Genomic DNA, 8,352 nt, shown 5'->3' with positions numbered 1-8,352 from the left:
GAAGCGTCAATAAGTTGATCGATTTCATGCGGAGTTAAAAACTCACGTTCACGACGCTCAATATTTGCAATTTTTTTGGGTGGTTTTGTCATGAATTATAAGATCTTTCCCTAAAATGGATGTTTGTAGTTATCTTACTATACATCCTTATCTCACTGAATTCAATGAATAGAATGCCAATCTTTCCCTAAATAGGTCGTTCTAGGGAAAGTTGTTTTTGGTTTTAATTATGCATCTTGAGTGAATTTAACACAAAATAACAAGACTTTCCCTAATAAGTTCTTTTTCGGTAAAGTTTAGATTCTTGTCTCTTTGAAATCAAGGGCTGTAGTCGTTTTTTGCCATTGCTAATTTAATCTTTTATGGGAAAGTTTTTTGGTTGAATCACAAGTCTAGTGCTCTGCAAGCCTTATGGGATATAGAGTTTTCTCTTATGTTACATTTACGCAGGAATGTGGTTAATACCCTGTTATCGGCAACCGCGGTATAAAATGCATATTCATAATCGGATAGCCCAAGTTCTTTTGGTTGCTTATCTATATTCTGTATATTTTTTGCAAGTTTTATTAATTCTTCAATAACTTCTACGGCAGTTATAACTTTGCTGTGATATCGTTTAATAGAATCTTCAAGCATCTCCATCAGAGATTTGCTTTCAACGAGGTTCTTTTTCGTTCGCGCTTTTATCTCATCATTGAGCAGCTTTTTCATCGTTTCCAAGGCTACGTTCTTGTATTCCATTCCTTTTATTTCAAGCAAAAACTCTTCGGATAATATCGAGATATCAGGCTTCTTGATGCCTGCCGCATCGAATATATCTATAACTTGATTTGATACCAACGCTTCATCTATAACCTGACGAACAGCCGTTTCCGTTTCTTCGTCGGTTTTACCGGATCCCGTACTATCAAATTTTGCAAGACGAGCCTTTATAGCCTGAAAAAAAGCCACTTCATCTTTAGCATAAATTGCTTGTTCGTGTGGAATAGCAATAGCAAAAACCCGTGATAGCAGGGTTACTTCATTAATAAAACGTTTTTTTCCGTTCTCTAGTCCAAGAATATGATCCTCTGCAGCAAGAATAGTTGCAAGTTTAGACGCCGTGTCCGCAGTAAAATATTCTTCATAAGGGAAGCCGTGGAACATCGCGGAAATCACTTCCATTTTTTCTAGCATCATCGCTACTGCCTGCTCTTGCGCTATTGCCGGATCACCTTTTCCTCCACTATCAGAGTAAAAAGATAACGCTTTTCTAAGATCGGAGGCTATCCCCAAATAATCTACAACTAACCCTCCGGGTTTATCCTTATAGACTCGGTTCACGCGCGCAATTGCCTGCATTAAGTTATGCCCCTGCATTGGCTTATCAATATATAACGTATGCATTGACGGAGCATCAAATCCAGTCAGCCACATATCTATAACGATTACTAATTTCAATTCATTATCCTGATTTTTCATTCTTGCGGCAAGGGTGCGTCGCTGTTCTTTAGTCGTATGATGTTTTACCATTTCAAAGCCATCGCTTGACGCGGCAGTCATAACAACTTTTATTACGCCTTTATTTAAATCATTACTATGCCACTGAGGCTTTAACTTGATAATAGCATCATAAAGAGATACGGCTATACGGCGTGACATAGCAACAATCATAGCTTTGCCTTCAGAAACAGATTCTCTTTGATCAAAATGCCGAACTATGTCCTCTGCAATATTCTTTATACGTTTCTCACTGCCAATTAATGCTTCAAGCTGCGTCCATTTTGCTTTTTGCGGATCAGAGAGCTCCTCATTTAGCAACTTGCTATCTAGTTCCTCAACTAGTTTTCGCCCCTGGTCACTTAGGCTTATTTTTGCAAGGCGACTTTCATAAAAAATACGAACAGTTGCGCCGTCCTCTACTGCTTGAGCAATGTCGTAAATATCCACATAATTACCGAATACTGCAGGAGTATTTATATCTTTCCCCTCTATAGGCGTACCCGTAAAACCAAGATAAGTTGCATTCGGTAGAGCATCACGCATATATTTTGCAAAACCATAAACAACTTTTTTACCTACTATACGTCCGTCAGAATCTTTATCATCAATTGTTTTGGCACTAAATCCATATTGTGTGCGATGCGCTTCATCTGCAATTACTACTATATTACTGCGGTCAGAAAGCTGCTCATACACATTACCTTCATCAGGTTGGAATTTTTGGACGGTAGTAAAAACAACTCCGCCCGAAGTAACTTTTAACAATTCTTTTAGATGCCTTTTGTCTTCTGCTTGCACGGGGTCTTGTCTAAGTAATTGTCTAGACGATGCAAACGTATCAAATAACTGATCGTCTAGATCATTACGGTCTGTAATAACCAAAATCGTTGGGTTATTTAAAGCCCTGACAATCTTTCCCGCTGTAAATACCATAGAAAGTGATTTACCTGATCCTTGTGTATGCCATATCACCCCACCTTTTCGATTTCCTTCGCCGCTACTTGCGGTTACTACAGACTCCAAGGCTTTATTAACTGCGTAATATTGATGATAGGCAGCGAGCTTTTTAACGGTTTGTATTGTTGTAATACCAGTTTTAGCATCTTCTTTCTTAGATTTCTCAAATACTATAAAATTACGAATAAGATCAAGCAATGTAGCTTTATTCAACATGCCGTTAATCAGTATTTCTAATTGACTGACAAGATGAGATGCCCGTGTTTTGCCGTCAGCTGATTTCCAGGTCATAAAACGAGTTAATCCGCTAGATAGAGAACCAGCTTTAGCCTCTAAACCATCAGAAATAACCAATATTCCATTGTAGGTAAAGAGCGAAGGGATGGTTTGCTTATAGGTCTGTAGTTGTTTGTATGCCGAAGCTACGGTAGCATACTCATTCGTTGCATTCTTTAACTCTATAACCACAAGAGGAATGCCGTTTACAAAAAGAATAATATCCGGTCGTTTATTTTGGTTATTTTCAATAACGGTAAATTGATTAACGACGTTAAACTCATTATTTTCTGGGTTATTAAAATCAACCAGTTTTATGTAATCTCCTCGATCTTCACCATTTTTTCTTGTTGTAATGTTTACGCCTTCCGTCAACATTATATAAAACTCTTCGTTGCCCACAATAAGCTCCGGAGAATGTATACGTTTCACTTGACGGATAGCATCTTCTCTAGCCTCGGGCGATGTGTCAGGGTTAATACGATCAATTGCTGATTTTAATTTTTGCTCTAGTAGTACATCATCAAATCCTTTACGCAATGGATTGTCGCTGTCAGGTGCAATATCGGGAGCGTAAATGTGCTGATAACCTTGTTTTTCCAAGAGATTAATTGCAAGTTTTTCTATTTCCGGTTCGGTTATTGTCATGCAGCCGCCTCATATTTAACTCGTATGTTGCCACTAATTAGTTTGGGTAGGAGTGTGTCGCGTAGGGATTCTAGGGTTTTGATTTGTTTTTGGTTTGATAGTATTTTATTAAAGATAAGTGATACTTTATCTGAGAAATTCTCCAAAGTGATATCGTCTGGTTTATCTATATTCATTTTAGAGAAGCTGCTGGTATTTATATTTAATGTTGCAGTTCCTCCGCTACCCATAGCCTGAAGTAAGTCAAAAGAGTTTTTCATATAAAGAAATAAGTAATACCTATATATTTCTTTATATGGAATTATTGTGTTGATTTGTTGATTGGTTTGGCTCTCAGCAATAGTCATGGAAACTAAACCAACTGTAGCAATACAGCTGACACATATTGAAAAAGACGGTATTGTTTTATTACGTTGTGAGTTTTCCCCCTCTTCTGTTAGCGAGTCCGCTGTTTGAGTGATATAAATATTTCCATGCATATCAGGAATTTTGATAAAAGGCACATTACCATCAAAATATTCTGGCTTTTTCTTAGAAGGTGTTTTTCCACAAATTATATTAGCAAGTTGTGAAAGGCTAACTTCCTCCCAATCATCCTGCGCCTCCTCAATAAACCACTGACGAAAGAGAGTTTCCGCAATCGATTCCAGGGTTTTATTCTGACGGTGTAGTAGGTCTATTTTATCGTCTAGACTTGATAATACAGAAGCAATCGCCTTTTGCTCAGGGAGCGAGGGGAGGGTGATATTAGCTTCCTTTAAGCCAGAAATAGTAAGTGCTGGTTGAGTAGAGCCTATAGTTATACTGTTTAATGTATTTTTTCCGATAGGAGAAACAATCCAATAATATAAAAAATCACTTGTAGAATTACTTTTGATATTCTTTAGCCATGTTAAATTCCCATCTTTAAAATAGAATGTTTCTTTTTCTTGTACAATATAAGGTATACCAAGAGTTCCAACTGATGTTAGCAATATATCACCTTGAATAGGAACTCCAAATTTAGATTTTATTTCTTCATAACGTTCTTCAGAAATATATAAATCAGTTGATAATTTACCTTTATTATGTTTTTCAATAATTTCTTTTGAACGATAAAACGGCACCCCCTCGCCAACATATTCCTTATAAAAAATCCTTTTACTGGAGGTTATATCTGCTATCTCACCCAGCGTTGTCTCCCTCCAATCCCCATTATTCCGCAATATAAAATACTGCTCCTTTATATTCTCTTTAAAATCATTTGGGATAGTCTCCCAATTTAGGAGTTGGACTTCAAAAGGGATATCGCTTTCATCAAATGCTTCCTTAGCATCGGCAATTTCACTATCAGTCGCTCCGAACACAACGCAATCTAAGTCGGACGTATGCGTCGCTGTCCATTTTACCCGTGAACCATAAGCCCAAACCTGCTTATACGGCAAATGACGAGCAAAGATAGATTTTACTATCTTTAAATCCTTGAGTTCAACATCTATGGTGTCTAATTCTGCCATTTAACACCGCTTATTGTTTCGTATAGGCTTATCGCTTCTTTAATAAAGTCGGGAATAATTTCGAATGTACCGCCTGCCTTATCTCCGCAATAATCATGACTAGTATCACCTCTTTTTTTGTTAAATTCAATCCACAACTCAGCGTCACTAATTACGAGACTTGCGGCAGCTTTTCTAAAAATAGGATTAGGACTACTTGGAATATCAACAAGCCCCATTTCTTCTATTAAATATTTTTTAAGATGCTTCCAGCTTGTATCGAGACATATTTCAAAACGCTGAATGCATGATTCTTGAATAGATTCTTTATCTGACGGTAAAAGCTCTGTTCTGCTTTGAGCAGCTAAGTAATCATTATAACGTTCTTGCAGACGAGCTAAAGATTCTTTGAATTTATTGTAATTTATTTCGCTCACTACAACCTCATCAATTTATTGTTTGTTAACGTCACTAACTTTAACCTTCGCCAAATTCTCAATAATCTTTTGGTTTAGATCCGCTTCCTCTTTTAGCTGTTCTTGGAATTCTTTCTGCAAAGAGGTGAAGCGTTGAGTGAAGTCAAAGTCATCTTCTATATCCTCTAGTCCGACATATCTTCCCGGCGTTAGCACATAATCGAGCTTGGCAACTTCATCAATAGTAGCAGTTTTACAGAAGCCTTTCACATCATTATATCCATCATTTTCTGATTTCCATTTGTGGTAAGTGCCAGCAATATTGCTTATATCCGCATCGGATAGCTCCTTAGTACGACGATTAATTAAATGCCCGAGGTTGCGAGCGTCGATAAATAATATTTCATCTTTGCGATACGACTTGCCACGACGTAAAAACCAAAGTGACGCAGGAATTTGAGTATTAAGAAACAACTTTGCAGGCAAATTAACTATACAATCAATCAATCTTGCTTCTATTAATGCTTTGCGAATATCTCCTTCACCTGATGTTTTAGAGGTAAGCGCTCCCTTTGATAAAACAAAGCCAGCATGACCGTTTGGCGCAAGATGATATAAAAAATGCTGGATCCAGCCATAGTTAGCATTACCTGATGGTGGCTCTCCATATTTCCAACGGCCGTCACCTCGTAGTAACTCACCACTCCAGTCGCTAACATTGAATGGTGGGTTTGCAATGATGTAATCCGCTTTTAAATCTTTATGAGCATCATTAAGAAACGACCCTTCATTGTTCCATTTAACCTGACTGCTATCAATACCGCGGATAGCTAGATTCATTTTTGCTAAACGCCATGTAGTCTGATTGCTTTCCTGTCCGTAAATAGAAATATCGTTAACTCGTCCTTGATGTTCTTCTACAAATTTCTCAGACTGAACAAACATACCGCCAGAACCGCAACACGGATCAAACACACGCCCTTTGTACGGCTCTAACATTTCTACAAGCAATTGCACGACTGAGCGAGGCGTATAAAACTGACCGCCTTTTTTACCCTCGGCTAGTGCGAATTCACCGAGAAAATATTCAAATACATGCCCCAAGACGTCGGCACTACGAGCCTTAGTATTACCGATATCAATTTTACTAAACTCATCAATTAGCCTGCCAAGGCTTACGGGGTCAAGATTCCCCCTAGCAAATACCTTTGGTAGCACACCCTTAAGCGATGGGTTGTCTTTTTCGATAACATCCATCGCATCGTCGATATCCTTGCCTATTTCAGGTAGTTTTGCCCTAGAACGCATATAAGACCAACGTGCAGTAGGGGGAACAAAAAATACATTTTCAGCCTTATATTCATCGCGCTCTTCTGGATCTGCGCCTCGGTAATCACCTTCGCCTGTTTTAAGATTCTCATAAAGCTCCTCAAAACTATCTGAAATATATTTCAGAAATATAAGACCCAATACAACATGCTTATATTCTGCAGCGTCAATATTCTTGCGAAGCTTATCAGCTGCTTCCCATAATTTCTTTTCAATTGGCTCTAAACGTTCTTGCTCTATAGTTTTAATATTTTCTTTCATAAGCAATTATCTTGTTTTAGCATTTGCATTATTGTTTATTATACAGTGAATTAAATTAGTAAACGCAACATTTTGGTTTAAGTTAACAATTTTATAATTCTCACGATATCCCGCTAGTAATAAAAAACTAAGTACTTACTTTCGGTATATTAGTTAATTTAACCAAAAACAAAACATCGGCAATGCTGGCATTAAGATCAGGCTCTATAAAGCTTTCTTTCTCTAGCTTAAGGGTGCTTGTATCTATAATCTCTAGAACTTCTTGAGGCAAATGTGCCTGTAGTAACTCATAAGCTACAATTGGATTCTCTAAGCTTTTGCGAAATAACTGATCATGTTTTGGTTTTTCTGCGGTCATGATTTTATATTGTAATGTAAATTATAGTCTTATCACTTACTTCCATAAGTATTTCATGGTCAAAATTGTAGAAACTAAAATCAGCGTCAATATTTCAGCTAGAATTAGCGGCTCTGAGTTGATAATTATCCCATAAATCAGCCATAATATTACGCTAACAGCGTATATGACGTACATACCTGTTGATATATCCTTTACTGAACGAAATCTCCATATTTTAATTAGTTGCGGTAAAAAAGAAATAGCACTTAGTCCAGCCGCTAGAAACCCCAAAAGCTCCTGATAAGCCGTTATATATTCTACAAAGCATATCATTATTTAAGTACCTATTATTATATTAACTTAATATCAATCGCCGATATTTTGCCTTTATTAGATTCAATATTATAACTGATCTTCTGTCCATCCTGTAAATCACTAAGACCTATAGCTTCTAACGCCGAGATATGCAAAAAAACATCTTTCGATTTGTCACTAGGCTCTACAAAGCCATATCCCTTACTTGCGTTAAACCATTTTACCGTGCCTGTATTCATAATATTTCCTTTGTTTAGATAATTAAATTGATTGTTAGCAACATAAACCTCTTATAACTTTGGGTTCACAGCATCTTTAAGTTTTTGGCCAACCTTGAACTTTGGTTGATTGTAAGCAGCGATTTCCAAAGCCTCACCCGTGCGAGGATTACGACCAGCTCTTGCTGCTACTTTACTTACACTAAAATTCCCAAAACCGACTAATGATATTTCATTACCTTTCCCCATGGCATCAATTACTGAAGAGGTAAACATATCAATGGTTTTCTCGGCCTCTATTTGTGTGCATTGATGTTGCTGTGCTACATGCTTTACGAAATCTGCTTTATTCATTATTTTCTCCATTATTTATTAATTTGAGTTTTGTTATTTAAATGCTCAGTAACTATTTTCATTGCCGCAATATCAGTTTCTTGCTCCTTTTTTATAAGAGTATATTTACCGCCTGTTCTAGCTTCAATCCACTTCCCAAGTTCTGACAACGGCAGCTCTTTATCGGCGGAATACAGCCAATTCAGCAATATAGATTTATTGATAGTATCTTCTTTATCTATAGGTTTCATCGGCTTATTTTACTTCACTTGTTGTAGAATCGCCTAAACTATTGTTAGAAT

The 8,352-nt window shown here is 37.1% G+C and carries 9 protein-coding genes; all 9 read right to left on the bottom strand.

Translation table 11 applies throughout. The features are described 5' to 3' along the window. Nucleotides 1–384: 384 nt before the first annotated feature. Nucleotides 385–3,363: a type I restriction endonuclease subunit R gene (locus Megvenef_RS05780; RefSeq protein ID WP_322777030.1), complete on the bottom strand. Its 2,979-nt coding sequence runs from the start codon at nucleotides 3,361–3,363 to the stop codon at nucleotides 385–387. Next, nucleotides 3,360–4,859 (bottom strand): restriction endonuclease subunit S, encoded by a 1,500-nt coding sequence (locus tag Megvenef_RS05775; RefSeq protein WP_322777029.1) that lies wholly within the window; start codon nucleotides 4,857–4,859, stop codon nucleotides 3,360–3,362. The genes Megvenef_RS05780 and Megvenef_RS05775 overlap by 4 nt, the downstream gene beginning before the upstream one ends. Then, a complete protein-coding gene (locus tag Megvenef_RS05770; protein ID WP_322777028.1) occupies nucleotides 4,847–5,275 on the bottom strand; it encodes an HI0074 family nucleotidyltransferase substrate-binding subunit in 429 nt (142 codons plus the stop codon). Before Megvenef_RS05770 ends, Megvenef_RS05775 begins: the two co-directional genes overlap by 13 nt. Nucleotides 5,276–5,290: 15 nt before the next feature. Continuing rightward, complete coding sequence (locus Megvenef_RS05765) at nucleotides 5,291–6,844, bottom strand: type I restriction-modification system subunit M (protein WP_322777027.1); 1,554 nt, start codon at nucleotides 6,842–6,844, stop codon at nucleotides 5,291–5,293. A 127-nt stretch (nucleotides 6,845–6,971) separates the two neighbouring features. Next, the gene (locus tag Megvenef_RS05760) at nucleotides 6,972–7,202 is read right to left on the bottom strand and encodes an Rpn family recombination-promoting nuclease/putative transposase (RefSeq protein ID WP_322777026.1); all 231 of its coding nucleotides are present in this window, start codon (nucleotides 7,200–7,202) and stop codon (nucleotides 6,972–6,974) included. A gap of 36 nt (nucleotides 7,203–7,238) precedes the next feature. Beyond that, nucleotides 7,239–7,517, bottom strand: coding sequence for a SemiSWEET transporter (locus Megvenef_RS05755; RefSeq protein WP_322777025.1), 279 nt, complete (start codon nucleotides 7,515–7,517; stop codon nucleotides 7,239–7,241). A gap of 17 nt (nucleotides 7,518–7,534) precedes the next feature. Then, complete coding sequence (locus tag Megvenef_RS05750) at nucleotides 7,535–7,738, bottom strand: cold-shock protein (protein WP_322777024.1); 204 nt, start codon at nucleotides 7,736–7,738, stop codon at nucleotides 7,535–7,537. A 51-nt stretch (nucleotides 7,739–7,789) separates the two neighbouring features. Next, a complete protein-coding gene (locus Megvenef_RS05745) occupies nucleotides 7,790–8,071 on the bottom strand; it encodes an HU family DNA-binding protein (RefSeq protein ID WP_322777023.1) in 282 nt (93 codons plus the stop codon). Nucleotides 8,072–8,082: 11 nt separating this feature from the next. Beyond that, on the bottom strand, nucleotides 8,083–8,301 hold the full coding sequence (locus Megvenef_RS05740) for a hypothetical protein (RefSeq protein WP_322777022.1): 219 nt from the start codon (nucleotides 8,299–8,301) through the stop codon (nucleotides 8,083–8,085). Nucleotides 8,302–8,352 lie beyond the last annotated feature (51 nt).

This window comes from Candidatus Megaera venefica (assembly GCF_034554655.1).
GTDB classification, from domain to species: Bacteria; Pseudomonadota; Alphaproteobacteria; order Rickettsiales; family Rickettsiaceae; genus Megaera_A; species Megaera_A venefica.
The sequence above is the reverse complement of the archived record's forward strand: the minus strand, read 5'-3'. Positions and strand labels throughout refer to the sequence as shown.

Excerpts from the sequence above, each read along its gene's own strand:
- Megvenef_RS05780 (WP_322777030.1), bottom strand. The coding sequence starts at position 3,363 with ATGACAATAACCGAACCGGAAATAGAAAAACTTGCAATTAATCTCTTG.
- Megvenef_RS05775 (WP_322777029.1), bottom strand. The coding sequence starts at position 4,859 with ATGGCAGAATTAGACACCATAGATGTTGAACTCAAGGATTTAAAGATA.
- Megvenef_RS05765 (WP_322777027.1), bottom strand. The coding sequence starts at position 6,844 with ATGAAAGAAAATATTAAAACTATAGAGCAAGAACGTTTAGAGCCAATT.
- Megvenef_RS05760 (WP_322777026.1), bottom strand. The coding sequence starts at position 7,202 with ATGACCGCAGAAAAACCAAAACATGATCAGTTATTTCGCAAAAGCTTA.
- Megvenef_RS05755 (WP_322777025.1), bottom strand. The coding sequence starts at position 7,517 with ATGATATGCTTTGTAGAATATATAACGGCTTATCAGGAGCTTTTGGGG.
- Megvenef_RS05750 (WP_322777024.1), bottom strand. The coding sequence starts at position 7,738 with ATGAATACAGGCACGGTAAAATGGTTTAACGCAAGTAAGGGATATGGC.
- Megvenef_RS05745 (WP_322777023.1), bottom strand. The coding sequence starts at position 8,071 with ATGAATAAAGCAGATTTCGTAAAGCATGTAGCACAGCAACATCAATGC.
- Megvenef_RS05740 (WP_322777022.1), bottom strand. The coding sequence starts at position 8,301 with ATGAAACCTATAGATAAAGAAGATACTATCAATAAATCTATATTGCTG.